Source organism: Microlunatus sp. Gsoil 973 (assembly GCF_009707365.1).
Classification (GTDB): Bacteria; Actinomycetota; Actinomycetes; order Propionibacteriales; family Propionibacteriaceae; genus Microlunatus.
The window spans coordinates 3453317-3474086 of record NZ_CP046122.1; the positions used below are offsets into that span (position 1 = coordinate 3453317).

The 20770-nt window shown below is 67.5% G+C and carries 16 protein-coding genes; 7 read left to right on the forward strand and 9 right to left on the reverse strand.

The window, feature by feature from the left end:
- The first annotated feature begins 2 nt into the window (after window positions 1-2).
- Window positions 3-1211, forward strand: coding sequence for a Gfo/Idh/MocA family protein (locus GJV80_RS16295; RefSeq protein ID WP_154688800.1), 1209 nt, complete (start codon window positions 3-5; stop codon window positions 1209-1211).
- Between the two features lie 119 nt (window positions 1212-1330).
- On the opposite strand, the gene GJV80_RS16300 is transcribed toward GJV80_RS16295, so the two are convergent.
- Together GJV80_RS16300 and GJV80_RS16305 are read right to left on the reverse strand one after the other, a co-directional pair.
- Window positions 1331-3313, reverse strand: coding sequence for an ABC transporter ATP-binding protein (locus GJV80_RS16300; RefSeq protein WP_230207760.1), 1983 nt, complete (start codon window positions 3311-3313; stop codon window positions 1331-1333).
- Entirely contained in the window at window positions 3310-5358 is a 2049-nt protein-coding gene (locus tag GJV80_RS16305) for an ABC transporter ATP-binding protein (RefSeq protein ID WP_154688801.1), read from the reverse strand. Before GJV80_RS16305 ends, GJV80_RS16300 begins: the two co-directional genes overlap by 4 nt.
- A gap of 130 nt (window positions 5359-5488) precedes the next feature.
- On the opposite strand from GJV80_RS16305, the gene GJV80_RS16310 reads away from it, so the two are divergent.
- The gene (locus tag GJV80_RS16310) at window positions 5489-6091 is read left to right on the forward strand and encodes a bacterial proteasome activator family protein (protein WP_370518763.1); all 603 of its coding nucleotides are present in this window, start codon (window positions 5489-5491) and stop codon (window positions 6089-6091) included.
- A gap of 426 nt (window positions 6092-6517) precedes the next feature.
- Entirely contained in the window at window positions 6518-7105 is a 588-nt protein-coding gene (locus GJV80_RS16315) for a WhiB family transcriptional regulator (RefSeq protein ID WP_195908971.1), read from the forward strand.
- A gap of 22 nt (window positions 7106-7127) precedes the next feature.
- Here the strand turns inward: GJV80_RS16315 and GJV80_RS16320 are convergent, their stop codons facing one another.
- Window positions 7128-7910, reverse strand: a complete 783-nt coding sequence (locus tag GJV80_RS16320) for an HAD family hydrolase (protein WP_154688803.1) — start codon at window positions 7908-7910, stop codon at window positions 7128-7130.
- On the reverse strand, window positions 7907-9211 hold the full coding sequence (gene serS, locus GJV80_RS16325) for a serine--tRNA ligase (RefSeq protein ID WP_154688804.1): 1305 nt from the start codon (window positions 9209-9211) through the stop codon (window positions 7907-7909). Before serS ends, GJV80_RS16320 begins: the two co-directional genes overlap by 4 nt.
- A gap of 113 nt (window positions 9212-9324) precedes the next feature.
- Between serS and GJV80_RS16330 the strand changes: the two genes are divergently transcribed.
- Entirely contained in the window at window positions 9325-10956 is a 1632-nt protein-coding gene (locus GJV80_RS16330; RefSeq protein ID WP_154688805.1) for a diacylglycerol kinase family protein, read from the forward strand.
- Between the two features lie 426 nt (window positions 10957-11382).
- Here the strand turns inward: GJV80_RS16330 and GJV80_RS16335 are convergent, their stop codons facing one another.
- The 3 genes from GJV80_RS16335 to GJV80_RS16345 all read right to left on the reverse strand — a co-directional run bounded on the left by GJV80_RS16335 (window position 11383) and on the right by GJV80_RS16345 (window position 14679).
- Entirely contained in the window at window positions 11383-12291 is a 909-nt protein-coding gene (locus tag GJV80_RS16335; protein WP_154688806.1) for a hypothetical protein, read from the reverse strand.
- A gap of 302 nt (window positions 12292-12593) precedes the next feature.
- Window positions 12594-13550, reverse strand: a complete 957-nt coding sequence (gene pheA, locus GJV80_RS16340) for a prephenate dehydratase (protein ID WP_230207761.1) — start codon at window positions 13548-13550, stop codon at window positions 12594-12596.
- A gap of 100 nt (window positions 13551-13650) precedes the next feature.
- Window positions 13651-14679 (reverse strand): DUF2510 domain-containing protein, encoded by a 1029-nt coding sequence (locus tag GJV80_RS16345; protein WP_230207762.1) that lies wholly within the window; start codon window positions 14677-14679, stop codon window positions 13651-13653.
- A gap of 120 nt (window positions 14680-14799) precedes the next feature.
- On the opposite strand from GJV80_RS16345, the gene GJV80_RS16350 reads away from it, so the two are divergent.
- The 3 genes from GJV80_RS16350 to GJV80_RS16360 are packed head-to-tail and all read left to right on the forward strand — an operon-like array spanning window position 14800 to window position 18337.
- The gene (locus GJV80_RS16350) at window positions 14800-15426 is read left to right on the forward strand and encodes a TetR/AcrR family transcriptional regulator (protein ID WP_154688809.1); all 627 of its coding nucleotides are present in this window, start codon (window positions 14800-14802) and stop codon (window positions 15424-15426) included.
- Window positions 15423-16172 (forward strand): ATP-binding cassette domain-containing protein, encoded by a 750-nt coding sequence (locus GJV80_RS16355; protein WP_154688810.1) that lies wholly within the window; start codon window positions 15423-15425, stop codon window positions 16170-16172. Before GJV80_RS16350 ends, GJV80_RS16355 begins: the two co-directional genes overlap by 4 nt.
- A gap of 2 nt (window positions 16173-16174) precedes the next feature.
- Window positions 16175-18337: a YhgE/Pip family protein gene (locus tag GJV80_RS16360; protein WP_154688811.1), complete on the forward strand. Its 2163-nt coding sequence runs from the start codon at window positions 16175-16177 to the stop codon at window positions 18335-18337.
- Here GJV80_RS16360 and GJV80_RS16365 read toward each other — a convergent pair.
- Window positions 18282-19952: a hypothetical protein gene (locus GJV80_RS16365; protein ID WP_154688812.1), complete on the reverse strand. Its 1671-nt coding sequence runs from the start codon at window positions 19950-19952 to the stop codon at window positions 18282-18284. The two genes, GJV80_RS16360 and GJV80_RS16365, sit on opposite strands and share 56 nt — an antisense overlap.
- Window positions 19949-20743: a glycosyltransferase family 2 protein gene (locus tag GJV80_RS16370; protein WP_230207763.1), complete on the reverse strand. Its 795-nt coding sequence runs from the start codon at window positions 20741-20743 to the stop codon at window positions 19949-19951. Before GJV80_RS16370 ends, GJV80_RS16365 begins: the two co-directional genes overlap by 4 nt.
- Window positions 20744-20770 lie beyond the last annotated feature (27 nt).

The window sequence follows — 20770 nt, forward strand, 5'->3', positions numbered from 1 at the left end:
CCATGAGCCAACAAGCGACATCGGTTGGTACCCGTGAACTGTCCATCGGCCTTGTCGGCTTCGGCATGCGCGCCGGACTCTGGCGCTATGCCCACCGGCCGGACGATCCGACGCTGCCCAGCCGCGTCACGATCGTCTGTGATGTCGGCGAACGCGGGCGGGCGGACGCCCGCAAGGCGCTACCGGAGGCCGAGATCACCGACGATCTTGATCGGCTTCTTGCCTCAGGCATCGACGCGGTGCTGGTGACCACTCCGGATGATCAACATTTCCCGGTGGCGCTGAAAGCGTTGCAGGCCGGGGTTGCGGTCTTCTGCGAGAAGCCGCTGGCGATCACCATCGAGGACTGTGACTCCCTGCTGCAGACCGCGATGCAGACCGGGACCCGGCTCTACGTCGGCCACAACATGCGTCACATGCCCATGGTCCGCCAGATGCGCGAGCTGATCACCAGTGGTCGGATCGGGGAGGTCAAGGCGATCTGGTGCCGGCACTTCGTGGGCAACGGCGGCGACTTCTACTTCAAGGACTGGCACGCCGATCGCAGCCGGTCCACCGGTCTGTTGCTGCAGAAGGGCGCCCATGATCTTGATGTGATCCACTGGCTGGCCGGAGGCTACAGCGAGACGGTGACGGCGATGGGCGACCTGATGGTCTACGGCAACATCGCCGATCGTGCCGATCACAGCGAGGAGCGGATGCCGGAGTGGTACAGCCTGGACAACTGGCCGCCGACCGAGCTCACCGGGCTGAACGAGGTGGTCGACGTCGAGGATGTGTCGATGATGCAGATGCGGCTGGACAACGGGGTGCTCGCGTCGTACGAGCAGTGTCATTTCACCCCGGACTACTGGCGCAACTACACGGTGATCGGCACCAGGGGCCGGATCGAGAATCTCGGTGACGGACCGGGCGACAAGATCGTGATCTGGGACCGCCGCCACGACGGCAGTGCCGAACCGGACGAGACGGTGATCATCGGTGCCGCCGACGGTGGCAGCCATGGTGGCGCCGATCCCCGGCTGATGGAGGAGTTCCTGCGGTTCGCGGCCGACGGTGGCATCACCGACACCTCGCCGGTGGCCGCCCGCCAGGCCGTGGCTGCGGGTGTCATCGCCACCCAGTCACTGCGCTCGGACAGCTCTGCCCGTCGAGTCCCGCCGCTCCCCCAGGAGTTGATCGACTACTTCGAGAACGGCCAGTCCCGCTGACACCCGCCGAGGGGTCACAAAATCCCTCATCTGGGCGGAGTGTCGCCGGGCGCGCTGCGCGCTGTCCGGCGACACGCCGCCCAGATTGAGGATTTTGTGACCCCTCGCCGTCTGGGGCGTCAGGAGGTCCAGGCGCGCCAGAGAGCCGCGTACTCACCGTCGGCCTCGAGCAGCTCGTGATGACTGCCCAGCTCGGCGATCCGACCATCGATCACCACCGCGATCCGATCGGCATCGTGCGCGGTGTGCAACCGGTGCGCGATCGCAACGACGGTCCGGTCCTCCAACAGCGCCGCCATCGAACCCTCCAGATGACGGGCGGTCCGCGGATCGATCAACGACGTCGCCTCGTCCAGTACCAGAGTGTGCGGATCCGCGACCACCAACCTGGCCAGCGCGATCTGCTGCGCCTGGGCCGGAGTCAGCGCCGCGTTGCCGGAGCCGATCATGGTGTCCAGACCGTTGGGCAGCCGTTCCACCCAGTCCCACGCGTCGACCGTCCTCAGTGCGTTGATCACCACCTCGTCGGGCGAGTCCTCCCGGGCCAGCACGATGTTGTCCCGGATGGTGCCCACGAACACGTGGTGTTCCTGGGTGACCAGTGACACCTCGGTCCGCAGTTGATCAAGCGGCAGCTTCACCAGATCCACGCCGCCGACGGTCACTCGGCCGGTGCGCGGCCCGTTGATGCCGGACAACAAGCGGCCGAGCGTCGACTTGCCCGAACCACTCGGGCCGACGATCGCCAACCGCTCACCCGGCTGCAGATCAAGATCAACACCGTGCAGGACGTCGTGCCCCTCGCGGTAGGCGAACCGCAGATCATCACCGTGCAGATGTGAATCGGCCGGCTGTTCTGCTCCCGGCTCCCGGTCCTGCGGCACCGCAGCGATACCCAGCAGACGGGTCGTCGAGGCGACCCCCACCTGCAACCGGTCGATGTTGTAGATCAACTGATCCAGCGGCCCGACGACGGCCTGGATGTACAGCGTCGCGGCCGTGATCTGGCCCAGGGTGACCCAGCCGTTGGCGTAACCGAGGCCGCCGAGCAGGATCGTCCAGACCAGTGGCGAGTTGTAGGCGACATCGATCACGCCGAACAACAGGTTCCGCAACGACATCGTGTAGCGCTCGGCCTGGGCGGACTCCTCGATGTCCTCGTCGGTCAACTCGATCCGCTTCTGTTGCAGGCCGAGAGCCTCGACGGTCCGGGCCCCTTCGACGGTCTCGGTCAGTGACGTGTTGATCTTGGAGTAGGTGCCACCTTCGGTGATGTACCCCATCGGCGCCCGCTTGAAGTAGCGCCGCACCGACATCCACAACGGCACCGCCGAGACCAGGATGGGCAGCGCCAGGAGCGGGGAGTTCAGCACCATCGCGACGATGGTCAGCACCGTGGTGATCAAGGCGATGACGGCCTGCGGCAGACCCCAGCGGACCGATTCGCTCATCGTCCCGACGTCTCTGGTCACCCGGGTGACCAGGTCGCCGCTGCTGGCACTTTCCACCCGGCTCAGCGGCAACCGCAGGACGGTGCGGACGATGTACTCGCGCGCCGCGGCCAGCAGGTCCTGTCCGAAGATCGCCGCGGAGCAGCTGGCGCCGAAGGTGAAGACGGCCTGCACGACGATGACTCCGATCACCACGACCGCCAGGCCGTCGATGGTCGCCGTCACTGTGCCCTCGGCCCGTGCCACGTCGACCAACCGGCCGAGGATCCTCGGCACCACCAGGCCGGCGATCGCAGCCAGCCCGTTCATGATCAGCAACAGCACCGCCAGGGCGCGCCGCCTGGTGAGCAGGGTCTTGATGAAATCGGCAACCGCCGGCCAACCGGCGACCGGCAGCCCGCGGACCGGATTCCGCGACTGGGCGTAGAACTCCTGGGCACGACGCTCCCGCAACAGGTGTCGGCGTCTCCACGCCCGCAACCGCTCGCGCACCGTCGCGGTCTCCGGCGGTCGCAGTTCGTCCGGTACCCGGCGTGGCAGGCTGCCGGCGGCCGACCGCTTGGTCCGGTCGTAGTCCCAGGTGGCCGCCGAGTCCGCCATCGGAGCGAACACGGTATCGGCCGTCCCCACGGCCGAGCCGGTCCGGTTCATCGTTGTCCTCCGTCGAATTCGGTCTCGAGGTGTCCGGTGGTTGCGCCGGTCAACTGCGGGGCGCTGATCTCATCCGTTTCGTCGTCCAGTGCGCGGGTGACGACCCGGCCGTATCGCGGATCACCGGCCAGAAGCTGATCATGGGTGCCGACGGCGGCGATCTTGCCGTCGCTCAAGAGGGCGACCCGGTCGGCATAGTGCAGCAACAACGGCGAGGCGGTCACCACGATCGTCGTCCGGCCCTTCCGGTGTTCGGTCAACCGCTCCGCGATCATCGCCTCGGTGTGCGCATCGACGGCCGACGTCGGCTCGACCAGCACGAGCACCTCAGCATCGACAGCCAGGGCCCTGGCCAGAACGAGCCGCTGGCGCTGCCCGCCGGACAGGCCACGACCCCGCTCGTCCAACCGGCCCTGCCAGCCACCGGGCATCGCCTCGTACACGTCCTCGGCCGCGGCCGTGCGCATCGCCCGTTCCGCCTGCTCCAGGTTGAGCCGGCCGTGCGGATCGATCGCCTCCTGCAACGTTCCGGCGAACACCATGCTGTTGGTGTCGCTGACCAGGACCGTCCGTCGGACGGCTTCGAGTGACGCATCGGCCAGATCGACGTCGCCGATCCGTACGCCCCAGCGGCCGCTGGCTGCCTCGCGGTCGGCGATCATCAGCTCACGCCGCTGACGCTCACGATCGGCACGGGCCCGGCGGGCGGCACGGCCCTTCAGCGTTTCCGGAACCTCCATGCTGACCGGTTCCCGATCGACGACCAGATACCGGCCGAGCCGGTCGGCCAGCGCTGCGGACGCGTCGGGCACGGCCGAGACGACCATGGTCAACTCACCCGGCTCGGCACGAAAACCGGTCTGCTCATCGACGATCGGAGCACCGAGTGGCAGCGGTGCCGGGTCGGCGGGTTCGGACCACGGCGGCTCCTGTTCCAGGACGGCGACCGTCTTGGTCGCCGAGACCAGCGCGCGGACGGCCTTCTGGGCCAGCTCGAAGAAGGTGCGGATCGGCGAGACCATGAACAGGGCGTACCCGAAGAAGCTGACCAGCTGTCCGACGGTCAGCTCCCCGGCAAGCACCTCCCGCGCACCCAGCCAGGTCAGGCCGATCAGGAACAACCCGGAGAACAGCACACTGGTGGACTCGGTCACCGCCTGCCAGACACCGGCGGCGACGCCGGCGCGACGGACACTCTGGGACTGCTCGGCGTAATTCTCGCCGAAGGTCCGCTCGCCGCCGACGCCGCGCAGGATCCGCAGGCCGGCAACGATGTCGGTTGCCATCGAGGTCAGCTTCGACGACCGGTTCCGCTCGATCGCCTGGCGCCGCTGCAACGGCCGCAGCAGAGGAAGCGCGATCAACAACAACACCGGGGCGGCGATCAGGACCAGCACACCCAGCAACGGCGAGGTCGACAACACGATGCCGGCGACGATCAGGAAGGCCACCAGCGATCCGACCGCTCGGGAGAAGACCTCGGTCAGCGCGCCGAACTGATCACTGTCGGAGGACGAGACGCTGAGCACCTCACCGGTCGGTGTCCGCTGTGGCAGTACGTGTCCGAGGTGGCCGGTCTTGCGCGCAACCAGCTTGGTCGTCCGGTACAGCGCGAGTAGCCAGCTGCGTACGACCCAGGTATGACCCAGGATGCCGAAGCCCGCCCCGATGATGATCACCGCCAGCAGCAGGACTGCCCAGAACACCAGCGAACCGGCGGAGTGAGCCGAGATCCCCTGATCGACGGCGCGGCCGATCAGGAACGGGCCGAGCGTGCCGGGCATCATCCACAGCACCGCCACGCCCGCCCCGGCCAGCACGACATCCGCCTGCTGCCGGATCAACCAGAACAGGAACCGGAACGGGCCGCGGGTATCGGGTTGGCCTGCCGATCCTCGGGTCCGACGGCTCGTCCGGCGATCCGGATCTCCGGTGCGTCGGATGGACCCGGTACTGGTGGTCCGGGCCTCCTCGAGAGCTGGCTGGTCCGCAGGCTGTCGGACCGCTGTTGTGAAACCGGGAACAGCCGGCGGGAAGTCGTGCATAGCCGGACAAGCGTATGCGGATTTTCCCAGAACCTGCCATTGGTTTTGCCGTTTCCGCGATCGGGTATTCGCTGACTTTGCCCGCCGGGTGCGGTGAACGAATCCGGGCTTCCACTCCTAGGATCGAATCATGACCGAACAGCAGCAACCTCAAAGCAACGAGCAGTCGACCGGGACGCCGCCGGTGGCAGGTCAGACCGAGGACGGCCGGGTCTTCGTGGTCGCGCCGCAGGCGATGGCCGTCGAGCGGGCCCCTGAGGTGGATGAGGGCACGAACGAGGAGCGCGAGTCGTCGGTCACGGACATGGTCGAGCAGCCGGCCAAGGTGATGCGGATCGGCAATATGATCAGGCAATTGTTGGACGAAGTGAAGTCGGCTCCATTGGACGAGGCTTCACGGCAACGCCTGCGTGATATCCATTCCGCATCCATTGCGGAGTTGAAAGACGGTTTGGCCCCGGAACTCGTTGAGGAATTGGACCGACTGGCACTTCCGTTCGCCAGTGATCAAGCCCCCAGTGATGCCGAGTTGCGGATTGCACAAGCCCAATTGGTGGGCTGGCTCGAGGGCCTTTTCCATGGAATCCAGACTGCGCTGTTCGCCCAGCAGATGGCTGCCCGGGCGCAGTTGGAGCAGATGCGCCGCGCCCTGCCGCCGGGCGTGATGCCCGGCCAGGGGCAGCCACTGCAGCAGCCGGATCCCCGCGGGCGTGCCGACGGCATGTACCTGTAGCACCCCGGTCCGGGGCGAGAACAGTTGCGTTTTTGATTAGTACGTTTCAGGCCACCTGTCAACCATTGGAAATACGCAACTCCCCTACATTTATGGTCGCCGGTTATGCAACGCCATTCCGTCCCGGGAATGACATAGATCCTTCTCTGGACTGATTCCCCCGCACCGAGTATTCCGGTTAACTGACATTGCGCGCTCGGGATGAGCCCGCGGACGTTTGATCCCCGGTCGGGGTGGTTCTCGCCCAGCCAGGTCGAGGCCGAGTCCGGCCAGTCCGCCGGAACGGGTGATCGCACGTCCGTCCATGTCAGTTTGGGAACGGCAGCCGATCCCGACTCTCCCAGATCCACGGGAACCGGCCTGTCGACCCGCACGTCTCAGGGCAACAACACGTCCTGCCTGAGAGACCACAAGGGGATGTCAGTAATGACTACGTTCGACGATCGCAGTACGCAGGCAGCAACCGGCTGCGTACAGTTCGCTGATCTGTTCCAGGACAGCCTGCTGGAGGAGCCGCCGACCAGCAGCGCGCCGGCCGCTGTCCGGCATCGTTACGCGGGACTGGCCGAGCGCGCAGGTGAGATCTGCGCCGAGTGCCCGATAGTCCGCAGCTGTCTGTACGACGCCGTCGTCCGGCACGATGTGTCCGGCTACGTCGCCGGCACCACTCAGCGGCAGCGCATCGATATCCGCCGCCGCCTCGGAATCGTCGTCGATCCGGAGGACTTCGACACCTTCGCCGGCGCCACCGCACGCAATCGTCCGGTCGATCATGAAGAGGTCATCCGCCTCCGTCGCGCCAATCCGGACGAGACACTCGAATCGATCGCCCAACGGCTGGGGTGTTCGTTGTCCACGGTGAAGCGGCATCTGCGTCGGGAACGCGCCGCACGCACCACAAGGAGCGGGATCACGCCGATCCGTCGGTCACTGCCGACGATGTCGCAGGTGCTGGCCGCGGCCGCACAGGTGATCTCTCCGCTGCGCAGCCGCTCCGAGCGTCGCGCCGCCTGACCCGGTGGGTGTGAGCGACCGCTCACACCCACCGGGACAGCTCTTCGACAGTGCCGCCGTCGTCGAACCGGCCGGTCACGTGATCGGCGATGTCCTTCACCTCGTCGGGGGCATCGCCCAGCGCCACGCCACGACCGGCCCAGCTGAGCATCTCCAGGTCGTTGCGGCCGTCGCCCATCGCCAACACCTCGGACGGATCGATCGAGAGGCCCGCGGCAACATCGGCCAGTGCAGTCCCCTTGTTCACGCCCTCCGGGACAATGTCCAGCCAGGCGCTCCAGCCGATGAAGTAGCTACATCCGGTCAGGCCGAGACTGTTCGCCATGTCGACGAACTCCTGGTCGGTGCTGCTCGGATCACGCAGGATCACCCGGGTCACCGGCTTGGCGATCATGTCGGCGACATCACTGATGATCATCTCGCCGGTCAGGTCGCCGTCGGGGAACGTCCCGCTCACCCGGTATCCGCGCCCGACCTCCTCGACCGCGACCAACGTGTTCGGCTTGTGGGCCAGCACCCGGCGGACCACCTCCGAGGCATCGAACGTGACCGATCGCAGCACCTCGGTCGGCGGATAGCGCACCTCGACCGCACCGTTGGAGCACACCACAGGACCGGCCGGCAGCTGCAGGTCGTCGACGATCGGCCGGGTGCCCTGCCAGGACCGGCCGGTGGCCAGCACGACACGGATGTCGTTCTTGATCAACTTCCCGACCACGTCGCGAATGGGGTCGGGAAGCTTGCCGTCCCGGTCGACGACGGTGCCGTCGACGTCGAGCGCGACGAGTTTGGGGCGCCAGTTCATCGAGCCTGACTGCCTGATGCTCGCGCATCGGTGAGCGGCACCAGTCGATCCCGTCCGGCGAGGAAGGGCCGCAGCGCAACCGGCACGTACACACTCCCGTCGGCCTGCTGATGGTTTTCCAGCAGGGCGATGATCGTCCGGGTGATCGCGCACAGTGTCCCGTTCAACGTCGCCACCGGCGCCGTACCGTTGCCGAAGCGCGCCCGGATGTTCAGCCGACGCGCCTGGAACTCGGTGCAGTTGGAGGTCGAAGTGATCTCCCGATACCGCTGCTGGCTGGGGATCCAGGCGTAACAGTCGAACTTTCGGGCGGCGCTCAGACCAAGATCACCGGCAGCCAGCTCGAGGACCTGGAACGGCAGCTCCAACATGCTGATGAAGTCCTTCTCGAATCCCAGCAGACGTTGGTGTTCTGCCTCCGAATCCGCCGGGTCGCAGTAGGAGAACATCTCGACCTTGTCGAACCAATGCACCCGGAAGATGCCGCGAGTGTCCTTGCCGTACGAACCCGCCTCACGCCGGAAGCTCGGGCTGTAGCCGGCGTAGCGCAGCGGCAGCTTCGCGGCGTCCAGGATCTCGTCGGAATGGTACGCGGCCAACGGCACCTCGGCCGTTCCGACCAGGTAGAGGTCATCGGCTTCCAGCCGGTAGACGTCCTCGGCCGCCTGGCCGAGGAATCCGGTCCCCTCCATCGCTTGCGGCTTGACCAGGGCAGGCGGGATCATCGGGGTGAACCCGTTGCCGATCGCCGTCTGCATGGCCAGGTTGATCAGCGCAAGTTCCAGTTCGGCGCCGACGCCGGTCAGGTAGTAGAACCGGGATCCGGAGACCTTGGCGCCACGGGGCACGTCGATCGCACCGAGCGCTTCGCCGAGGTCGAGATGATCACGAACGGTGATGCCTTCGGCGGCGAAGTCCCGCGGCGCGCCGACGGTCTCCTTGACGACGTAGTCGTCCTCACCGCCCTCGGGGACGTCGTCGAAGACCAGATTCCCGACGCCGAGCAACAGCTCGTTGAACTCGGCCTCCAGTTCCTTGGCCGTGGCCTCGTTGGTCTTGACCTGCTCGGAGAGTTCCTTGGTCTTGGCCAGCAGCGCGGTCTTCTCCTCACCCTGTGCCTTGGGAATCTGCTTGCCCAGGTCCTTCTGCTCGGCTCGCGCGGATTCGTACGCCGCAATCGCCTGCCGCCTCGACTCGTCGACTCCGACCAGCTTGTCGACCAGGTCGACCGACTCGCCACGGGCGAGTTGGGACCGGCGGATGCGGTCAGGATCGGTACGAAGCAAGCGAGCGTCAATCACGCGTCCAGCCTACTTGGCGGCCCGGCAGGGTCGACGAGCCCTTTTCTGCCCGTCGTCTGGTGCCCAGCACGCCCGCTCGGCCGGCATTGCCTGCAGATGCTCGACTCCGCCGGATGCGGGCAGCTGCATGCGATGATGGCTGCACCATGGTACGCAAGCCGCCGTCTGCCGGATCTCTCGGCGTCACTGCTGTGCTGGTCGCCGCCACGGTCGTCTGGACCATGTTGGTGATGCATTCCGATCTCATCGCACCGCTGGACGAATGGGCCGGACACTCTCCGGTGGCGCCGCTGTCGGTACTGGGTCAACTGGCCGCCGCGTTCGCCTTGATCACCGAGCCGCTGTTGATCTACTTCAGCCTGCTGGTGATGGCGGTCTGGGCGTTCCGCAACCGGATGCGGCATCTTGCCGGGGCGCTGGCGTTGATGGTGGTGATCGGCTGGGGTGGCGGAGGCTTGCTGCGGTTGCTGCTGGGCAGGCCGCGGCCGGCGGACGCGCTGCACTTGATCAGCACGTCGGGCTATTCGTTCCCGAGCAGTCACATGTGCGCGGTGACGATCGGGGTGATCGCGATCGGGACGGTGCTGGTGATCACCCGCAGGCGCCGGGTGGCGCAGCTTCAGTGGGCGCTGCTCGGCTTGGTGATCTTGGTCGCGGTCGGTCTGAACCGCTGGCTTCTGGCCGCGCACTACCTGTCGGATCTGATCGGCGGCGTGCTGTTCGGATCCGCCGCCGCTGCCGTCTGTCTGCTGCTGGCGGGCGTGTCGGTGTTGCCACCGTTCGTCACCCAGCAGGCGGCCGGTCGTGTGGCCCGGCACGCGGTGGAGTCGCCCGGTCCGCAACCGACGTCGCGCCGGTGTGCGGTGATCTACAACCCGGCCAGAGTGTCGGACTGGCCCGGCTTCCGGCGGTCGATCGCGTACGAACTCCGGACCCGGGGCTGGGACGAAGCAATCTGGCTGGAGACGACTGCCGAGGACCCCGGCCGTGGCCCCGCCCGCCGGGCGATCGAGAGCAAGGTCGATCTGGTGATCACCGCCGGAGGCGACGGAACCGTACGGCTGGTGGCCGCCGAGCTGGCCGAGTCGGGGATCCCGTTCGGTGTCATCCCGGCCGGCACGGGCAACCTGCTGGCCAAGAACCTCGGCATCCCGCTGGACGAGCGGGCCGCGATGGAGGTTGCGTTCAGCGGCCGCACCAGGCCGGTCGACGTCGTACGGGTGACCATCGACGACGACCGTGTTGATCATTTCGTCGTGCTCGCCGGGATCGGCATCGATGCGACGATCATGCAGGACACCAATCCCGACCTGAAGCGCGCGGTCGGATCGGTCGCCTACTTCCTGGCGGCTGCCCGGAACGCCAACCATCCGGCACTGCACGCGACCATCACCATCGATGACGGCGAGCCGATCAGGAGGCGGGCGCACGTGCTGGTGCTGGGCAACGTGGGGTATCTCCAGGCCAACATTCCGTTGATCCCCGACGCGAAACCCGATGACGGACTGCTCGACCTGTTGATCGCATCACCCCGCCGGCCGTCGGACTGGCCGCGGCTGATCGCCCGAGTCCTCACCCGACGCGACCGTGGTGTCGAAGAGCTGGAGCGGATGATCGGGAGCAAGATCAGGATCGAGGTCGCCGAAGGTGACCACTTCGAGCTGGACGGCGACCCCTCCGGCGAACTGCACACGATGACTGCCGAAGTCCTCCCCGGCGCCCTGCCCATCCGCGTACCAGGCTGACCCGCCGGACCCGGCGCCGAATCACCGCCCGGTCACCTTCCCGCACCAGTTAGTGCGCGGCGCACCAGTTCGTCGACAGCGCTCCCACCGCCGGCCCCGTTCCCGCACCAGTTGGTCAGCGACGCACCAGTTCGCCGACGGCGCACCCACCGGGACGGCCCATTTCCGCACCAGTTGGTCAGCGACGCACCAGTTCGTCGGCGGCGCACCCACCGGGACGGCCCATTCCCGCACCAGTTCGTCGGCGGCGCACCAATTACTCGGCCGCGCACCAGCTGCAGGCGGTGCGACGTCGAGTTGCTGCCGCGGGAACGAGCAACTGGTGCGGGAAGGTGCGGCGTGGCGGTGTCGGGCGGGCGACTACCGGGCGGGCGACTACCCGACGGCAACCGACCTGACGGCAACTACCCGACGCGGGCGGCCGGCTCAGGGACGGAACGGCGTACCGCGCCGGAACGCACGGCGTACGCGCGCCACGAGGACCGTCCGGGTGAAGATCTCCTCCCACACCCACCGCGTCATCTGGAGTCCCAGATCGCGTACCGCATCCTCCCGGCGCTTCTCCCGGACCATGACGTCGGCGGGTGTCTCGCCGGGGCCCACCAAGCGGCCGTACTTGAACTCGCCGTCGAACTCGCCGACCGTCCCTTGTTCGGGCCAGAGAAAGTCCACCGTGGCGATCTTGGTCGCTCCGTCGAAGAGTTCGGCCTGCAGCTGAGGCATCGGCAGACGTTCCTCGAAGAACACCACCCTGCTCAGTGACTCGCCGGGGCTTTCGCTCAACGGGTCGAGCAGTCCTGCCGCCGCCCGTGCGCGACGCGATCCGTGGCGCCGACGGGCTCGCTCCAGCTGCGCGGCCACGTCGTCCTCCGTCATCCCGGCGCGGAGTCCCGCATCTCCCGCGGCTACGCCCCACCCCAGCGGAACAGTCCGTGCGAGGTCGACGAAGGTACGGGCCAGGCTGGTCACCGGCAGCCCGTCGATCATGCACACATCATCGGACCGCAGCGGTGCTACGTGCACGTGGACGAGTGACCGGATCCGACCACTGTCCGCGCGGTTGCGGGTCAGATGAACCTTTCTCAAGGCCGACCACGGCACCGGAAGTCCGTGCATCACCGCGGCCGATGCGAAGCTGATCACGGAGTCACCCAGGCCGAGCGCGACAGTCGACTCGATCATCAGTCGGTGCAGCTCGTCGGGCTCGCGGTCGCTGTTGAGGACGTACGCCCCACGTCTGAGCCGGGTCAACGAACCGGCTCGTCGACGCCTGGCCAGCTCGTCATGGGTTGTGCCGATGGCTACGAGATCACGGGTCAGCCGGAGTTCGCTCACATCCTTACATTGGGCAAATTCGTGTCGGGTGGTTCACCCGGACAGCCGATCTGTGGATATGTCGGCGTGTTCTGCGGCCTGTGGACAGCGCGAGGTCCGTACGACCACCGCAGGTGGCGCACCCTTTCCTCGATCACGCGACCTTTACTCGACTTCGCACCGGCTGCAGGCGGTGCGCGGCCGAGCAACTGGTGCGGCACCGAGCAACTGGTGCGGCACCGAGCAACCGGTGCGCGGCCGAGCAACTGGTGCGGCACCAGCGCCGGGGCAGGGCGCGAGCACGGGACGGGCTCGAGTGGCGGTCAGTGCGGGTGGTGTCGCAGGGAGTCGAGCCACTCGCGGGCGGCACGGTAATCGGCGTTCGACGTGCCGGGGAGGACGTGCTGCTGGGTCGCATCGGCACGCGGGAAGCTGCCCAGGAAGATCACCCGGGCCGAAACCCGATGCAGACCCATCAGGGCCTCGGCGAGGCGATCATCGTCGATGTGGCCCTCCACGTCGATCGCGAAACAGTAGTTGCCGAAGACGGTCTTGGTGGGCCGGGACTCGATCCGGCACATGTTGACCCCACGACTGGCGAACTGGTCCAGCAGCTCCAGCAGCGCCCCGGCACGGTCGGCCCGCATGAACAGCACCAGGCTGGTCTTGTCCACTCCGGTCGCCGGTCCGACCGGACCGGGCCGGGCCAGCAGGATGAATCGGGTGACGGCCGCCTCGTTGTCGGCGATCTCCGAGGCCAGCGGGGTCAGTCCGTACAGCTGTCCGGCTATCTCCGAGGAGACGGCTGCGTCGAAACCCGACGACGGGTCCGCCACGGTTGCGGCCGCCGCGGCTGTCGAGCCCTCGGTGGTGATCGTCGCCTGCGGCAGGTTGGCCGCCAGCCAGTCGCGGCACTGGGCCGCGGCATGCGGATGGGTGATCACCCGGCGGACGTCTGCCAACGCCGTCCCGGCCCGGGCGAACAAGGTGAACTGCACCGGCAGCAGCACCTCACGCGTGATCATCAGCGGTTCGCCGTAGGTCAGGTTGTCCAGCGTCGCCGAGACACCGCCTTCGACGGAGTTCTCGATCGGTACGAGCCCGGAGGACACCTCGCCCGCGCGGACCGCGTCAAGGCAGGCCGCCACCGTCGTGTACGGGATCAGCTCGCCGCGGTCGCTTCCGGGAATGCTCAGCAGGGCCTGGTGGGTGAACGTCCCCTCCGGCCCGAAGTAGCCATACCGCTGCGGTGTGGTGGATTCCGGTCGATCGTCTGGCACCCGATCAGGGTAGCCATCGGCTGACCCCCGTCGCATCCGGTCGAGCCCGGGCGCAGTAATGACGTCGGAGCCGGTGCGTGCGTCCGGCCAGGCCCGAAGGTCAGGTCAGATGGACGGTGTCGATGGAATCCTGCAACGCCTTCTTGGTCCGGGCATCGGCATCGTTCGGCCGGGACGAGATGAAGGCGACGTATTCACCCGACGGACCTTTGGCGACCAACACGCTGACGCGGTCATAACTGCTCTTCACGCCGTCGACCTTGTAGTGCAGGTCGGCCGTGACGATTCGCGCCGGGCGCGGCAGGTTCTTGGTGATCGTGCTCCTCTTCGCGTTCTTGACCGTCACCACCGTGTCGTTGAAGGCGTTCTGCTGCCACCACGCGATGATCTTGTCGGCAGTCTCGGCGATGTTCTTGCCCGCGTGTTCCGTCGGGACACTGCCGACATCGAAGGCGGCAGTCCAGTCGCTGCCCGAGCCGTTGTAGTCCTCGTGCACCGGAGCACTCGCCGTCATCCCCGGCGAGCCACCAAGATCATTGAACTCCGTGGACCGGACCACGTACGGCTTCGCCGGCAGAGTGATCTCCAGACCGTCGAAGGCGAACTTCCGCGACGCCGGGTCGTACCCGGCCGACGGTTCGGCGGTCGGAGACGGTGCCGGCAGTGAACCGTCGGCGGCCGGCGGAGGTGGTTGGAGGCCGACCGGTGTCGGCCGGCCGAAGACGGCAACGGCCAGCACGATCAGGCCGACCAGTACGACGGCCCCGATCCCGAGCAGCGCGGGCCTCAACGAGAACGACCCGGACGACCCGGAACGGACCGGCCGCTCGTAGCCGGGCGGGCGCGACCCTCGCGACGCCTGCGACTCTGCGGCGACCACAGCCCCTGCGCGTTGCCACGGGCTCGGGTCGGTCGCCTGGTGCCGTCCGGCGCCCGAGATGTCGCGCGCGGATGCGCCGTCCGCAGGATCCTGTGTTCCGGCGGGTGCGGAGGATTCCAGGTCCTCCGGTTGGGGTCGCGGCGCCGCGGGATCGGCGGCCAGGAAGCGCGTCCAGGCCGAGCCGTCCCACCACCGGTAACGGGCAGGACGCCCGGCCGGGTCGGGATACCAACCGGCGCGCGCTGTCACGAGGCCGAAGCATACGAGACGAGCAGACCGCATCAGCCACTCCTCCGAATCCACATTTCTCAGTACTTTGAGTATCGGATACCCTCGGTATCGCCATTCAGCAGGAAAGAGGACGGGATCATGGCAACAGCTGGAAAGGTTGATCCGCCGTCGGCGCAACCCCGGCCCAAGCGGGCGGACGTCCGTGCCCGGATTCTCGGCGCCGCCCGCGCGGCCTTCGTCCGGGAGGGATACCAGCGCACCAATCTCGGCGACATCGCAGCCTCCGCCGGGTTCTCCAAGGGCGCGGTGTACTCCAACTTCGGCGGCAAGGCCGATCTGTTCACCGCGGTGATCAACGAACACACCGCGATCTTGATTAACACGGCACTGAGTTCCTCGGAGCGGCTGGTTGCTGCCGTGACGGATCCGGCCGCGATCGACGAGGTCGCCGAGGACGTCGCCGGCATCATCGTCGCCAACGCACCCGCCCTGACGATGTTGACGGAATTCCGATCGTTGGCCGCCGGTCACCCCGAGTTGGCGGCGGTCTACGCCAGGCTCCGCACCGAGCAACGGCACAATCTGCTGACCGATCTGCGCCGGCGAACAGCCGGCACCGCAGTGACCATCGACGAGGCGGATGCAGTGTTGATCCTCTCCCTCGTGCAATCACTCTCCGCCGAACACGCGATTGCCCCGGATGCCATGCCCGGTGAGTTGATCAAGAAGACCGTTCGTGCTGCGATCAAGGGAATCCTGCAATGACCCAGCCGACTCCGCAGCGTGCCGCCGAACTCGATGACGACGATGTGATCAACAAAGGTGATCCGCAGGAGCGTCCGGCACCGTTGATCACCGCCGAGGGCCTCGATTTCGGGACCGGCGCCCTGCGGGTCTTCGGCGGCCTCGACTTCGAGATTCCGGCCGGGCGGCTCGCGGTGATCATCGGACCGGCCGGTACCGGGAAGTCGATCCTGCTGGCCGCGATGGTGGGCAGATTCGCAGGATTCCGCGGTCGACTCCAAGTCGCCGGCCTCGACGCACACTCCGCGTCCCGTCAGCTCCGGATGATCAGCACCGCTGCCCGGATCGGCAGCTACGTCGACCTGGAACCCAAGCACACCATCGCCGACGCAGTCACCGAACGAGCCGCAATCGAGGGCCTGCGCGGACACCAGGCCGAGGCGAGGTTCGAGCGGTTTGCTCATCTCGTCGATCTTGACCTTGATCCGGAAGATCTGATCGATGATCTCGACGGTTACCACCGGACAATGCTGACCGTCGGGCTGGCCATGCTCCGACCGTCCCGGGTGCTCGTCCTCGACGACGCCCATCGCGATCTCAACACGGCCGACCAGCGCCGACTCCTCGGCGGCCTGGTGGACCTGGCCGCGAGCACAACGACGACCATCGTCACCTCATCCGTCGAATCGACAACGATCCCCTACGACGCGGTACGGATCACCCTCCCTTCCCCCGGCACCTCCGTCCGTACGACCCCCAGCAGGTGATCATGAGCCAGCCCACACGCTTCGACCCGATCGGCATCGCGGTCGCCGAGTTCCGCCGGTTCCGCGGACCCGTCCCGAAGATCGCCCTGATCTTCGTTGCACTCGTACCGCTGATCTACGGCGCCATCTACCTGGCCGCGAACTGGGACCCGTACGGACGTCTCAGCGACCTGCCGGTCGCCGTCGTCAACCAGGACCAGCCCGCGAAGGCCGAAGGACGGACCATCACCGCCGGTGACGATTTCGTCGCCGAACTCGTCGCCGAGCAGGAGTTCGACTGGCACGAGGTGGACCAGCCCACAGCCGACCGCGGCCTGGCCGACGGCGACTTCTATCTCGTCGTCACCGTCCCGCCGACCTTCTCCACCGACCTGGTCAGCGGACAGACCACCGATCCGGTCCAGGCCCACATCCAGGTACGCCGCAACGACGCCAACGGGTTCGTCATCGGCAGCATCACCAACACGGCGCAGACCAAGATCGAACAGGCGGTCGATCAGTCGGCCGTCCGAAGCTACTTCGAGGTCGTCTTCAAGAATCTCGCCACCATCAACAGAGGCCTGGACGACGCAGCCCAGGGGTCGGCCAAACTCCACGACGGCCTGGTCTCCGCCCACTCCGCCTCCGAAAAGATCGCCACCGGCGCGGCATCGCTGAGCGACGGCGCAGCTGATCTTGAAGCCGGATCGAAGAGCCTCTCCGACGGCTTGGCCGCCGCCGGCACCGGCGCCGACGACCTCTCCGACGGCCTGAACGCGATGACCACGAAGTCCGGTGATCTTGCCGACGGCGCAGACCAGGTCGCCACCGGAACCCAGCAACTGCGCGACCGGGTCGTCCCGCCCCTGACCGCGCTGCAGAAGGCGCTGCCGCAGATGCAGAGGAACGGCGCTCGGGCCGGCGACGCGCTCAACGACATCGCCGGCACCGCCGCCGGAGGAAGCCAGTCGATCACCGATGATCTTGACCGGGCCGGCTCCGACCTGGACCGGATCAGGCGTCGCTATCCCCAGCTCGCCGAAGATCCGGCGTTCCAGAGACTGTCCGGCCGGATCGACACGGCGTCCGGTCGCGCCACGACCATCGCCGGGGCCGCTCGGACCAATGCCGTGGTGATCTCCTCCCTCACCGCCGACGCCCGATCCGCCGGTGATGACCTGTCCGGGTCTCTGGCCGACAGCAGGAGGGACATCAACCAGCTCAACAACGGCGCCCATGACGTCGCTTCGGGCGCCCACGCGCTGAACGGCGCGATCAGCAGCGCATCCACCGGCGCCGAGTCACTGGCCACCGGGGTCTTTGATGCCGCCGACGGCGCCGCGGCCCTCCACAACGGCGCCCGCCAGGTCTCCGACGGCGCCGACAGCCTGAAGACCGGCACCCACGACCTCGACTCTGCCCTCGGCCGACTGTCCGACGGGGCCGCCGCGCTCCATGATCAGCTTGCCGCCGCTGCCAAGAAGGTGCCGGCGATCACGGCCGATCAACAGCGCGACGCCGCGCAGGTGCTGTCCTCGCCGGCGTCGGTCGAGATGCACGTGGACAACCCGGCGACCTACTACGGACGAGGGCTGGCACCGATGTTCTTCTCCATCGCCCTGTGGGTGTTCGGAATCTCTGCCTTCCTGGTCATCCGCCCGCTGGTCGGCCGCACCCTGGTCGGCCGGGCGAATCCGACGGCCCGGCTGCTCGGCAGCTGGCTGCCGGCCGGCCTGCTGGCGATCATCGGCGGCTATCTGACGATCAGTACCGTCTGGCTGTTCCTCGGCCTCGATCCGGTGCGACCGCTGGCCCTGTACGGCGTCACCGCGCTCGGCGCCGTGGCCTTCTCGGCGATCGCCCATCTGCTCCGATCTGCCCTTGGCACACCCGGCTCGGCGCTGTTACTGATCTGGCTCATCCTGCAACTGGCATCGGCCGGCGGCACCTACCCGCCGGCCGTTCTGCCGCGATTCTTCTCGGCGATCAGTCCGTACATGCCGATGACCTATCTGATCGACGCGTTCCGGGTCACGATCTCCGGCGGCGAAACCGGCCACCTGATCAGGGACGTGGCGGTGTTGGCGTCGATCGCGGTCGCCGCCCTCGGGTTGGGCGTGCTGATACTGATCAGGAAGCAGCGACTTTCGATGAGGGATCTGCGCCCTCCGCTGGCTCCGGCATGACCTCCGGCTCCGGCCCGTCGCCGTCGGGCGGGGACGCCTTGTCGCCGGCCTTGTCGCCGGCCTTGTCCCGCCAGATCATCCACAGCGACGTACGGTTCGGCCACTTCCACCACAGGAAGATCGCCACCAGCACCAGCATCTGGATGATCGGGGAGACCGGATCGCGCACCCGGGCCGCCGTCCACTCCAGTGCAGCACCGAAGGCGATCGCACGGCCAGGGACGAAGGCCGCAGACAACACCGCGCCGCGCACCACCAGCAGCCGCTCGAGCTTGCCACCGGCCACCAGTGCCAGCGCCATCCAGACCTGGAGATCGTAGGAACTGAGGGTGTAGATCGACGTACATACCCAGGCCGTACCGATGATCATCGCGGTGCGCAGCGCCACGGTCATCGGATCCCGTTTCGGCTCGACCCCTGCTTCCGCGACGGGCGCGATCTGCCACGGGACCACCCGGGACAGCCAGAAGACGATCAGGGCAAGCAACACATAACTGACCACCCCGACGATGACCTTCGCGGTGTTCGTCCCGACGATCCCGACCAGCAGGGTGAAGAGCGGATTGACCCACCCTCCGGTCGAGATCAGCGCACCGTTGCGCACGGCCCGTTCCAAGGCGGCCGGCTCCCACAGCCCGTACGCGGCAACCATCGGGATCGCCGCACCCAGGCAGATCAGGAACAGTTGCTTGGGCTGCCGACGGTACGCCCAGAGCATTCCGAGTCCCCAGATGCCGATGCTGATCTTGGCGCAGCCGGCGATGCCGACGCCGAGGCCGGCCAGGAACGGACTCTTCCGGATGAACATCATTCCGGCCACAGCGAAGACGACCGACAGCGCCTCGTTGTGGGCGCCCGCGACCACGGCCCAGATCAACACCGGGTTGGCGATGGTCAGCAGTGCGGCACGGGCTCGCCGTTCCGGATCGGCCGTGCGAGCGATGAGCAGGACGCCGAGACAGGCCAGCACGAACGGCACGGCGGAGAACAGCTGCAGCCAGAACACGATGTCGTGCATGTTGGTGCCGCCGAGCTTGTTCGCGGCGAGCTGCGTCCACGACGTGATCGGGCCGTACACGCTGGGCGTATCGGTCCACGGCCGCTCGGTCCAGTGCATCACCGGGTCGTACTGGCCGCGGAAGATGTCGGCCGGCGTGATCTGGTACGGATTCCGCCCGGTCACCTGCAACCGTCCGTAGGCCGCGTACATCAACACGTCGGCCGACGTCAGCGGTGGCACCAGCACTGTCGCGGTCACCAGGCCGACACCCAGCGCAGCCAGCCGGCGGGCCCGCGGTCGCCAGCCGTCGGCCAGTGCCCGCAGCGCGATCACCAGTCCGATCGCACCGACCGCGATCGCTGCCCAGATCATCAGCGAGACCAGCCATTCGTTGGGCTCGACGACACCCTGCGGCAGATACCAGGGCGGCAGCGGATTGCGGCGCGGACCCAGCGTGATCGTGATCACCGAAGGCCCGAGGACCCCGACGATCACCTCCAACAGCGTGGCACCGATGATCGCGGCCAGGGCGAACCGGTGGTCGCGGTGCCAACGGACCGGACGGTAGGCCGCCGGCCGCTGATCCTCGGCCGCCGGCAGCTCGGCTGCGCTCATCGTTGCCGGAAGCGTTGCAGCAGGTTGTTGACCGCCGAGGAGTTGCGCAGCTCGTCGGTCGCCTTGGAAATCATTCCGCGGGCGGTCAGCGCCCGGGTGACGTCGGCGAGCTGACGGGCGCGGTGCAGCTGCCCGGCGAGATCGTTCGAAGTTGCCCGGTGGCCGAGATCGACGTCGATCTCGGTCACCGTGAGTCCGGCCCGGACGATGTCGATGGTCATTCCGGTCTCCACACCCCAGCCGGCGGCCAGCGGGCTGGCCAGTTCGAAGGCGCGCCGGGTCAGGCAGCGCTGCCCCGAGAGCGGCGCCCGGGCCTGGAAGCCGGACAGCTCGGCGATGCCGCGCCGGGCGGTGTTGACGACGATGCCCATGCCTCCGGCCGGGGATCCGTCGTCGGTGGTCTGCTGCGGCAGCACGCCGATGGTCAGGTCGGCCTCGCCGGCCACCACCGGTGCGATCAGCGGTGCGGCGTTGGCGGCGGTTTCGCCCAGGTCGGCATCCAACAGCAGGATGATGCCTGCCTCGGGGCGTCCGTCCCGCTGCTCGATGACGCCGAGCGCGTTCACCCCGGACTCGATCGCGGCCGACTTGCCGCGATTCCGATCGTGCCGGACGACGATGGCGCCGGCTCCGGTCGCGTACTCACCCGTCCGGTCGGTGCTCCCGTCGTCGACGACGATCACGGTTGCCACGTGGGGCAGTTCCCGTACGGCCGTCACTGTGGCAGCGATGCGCTGCTCCTCGTTCTTGGCCGGAATCACTGCTGCGATCCGACTGCCGGTCGTACTCACGCCTACAGGTTATCGGGTCGCCGGGGC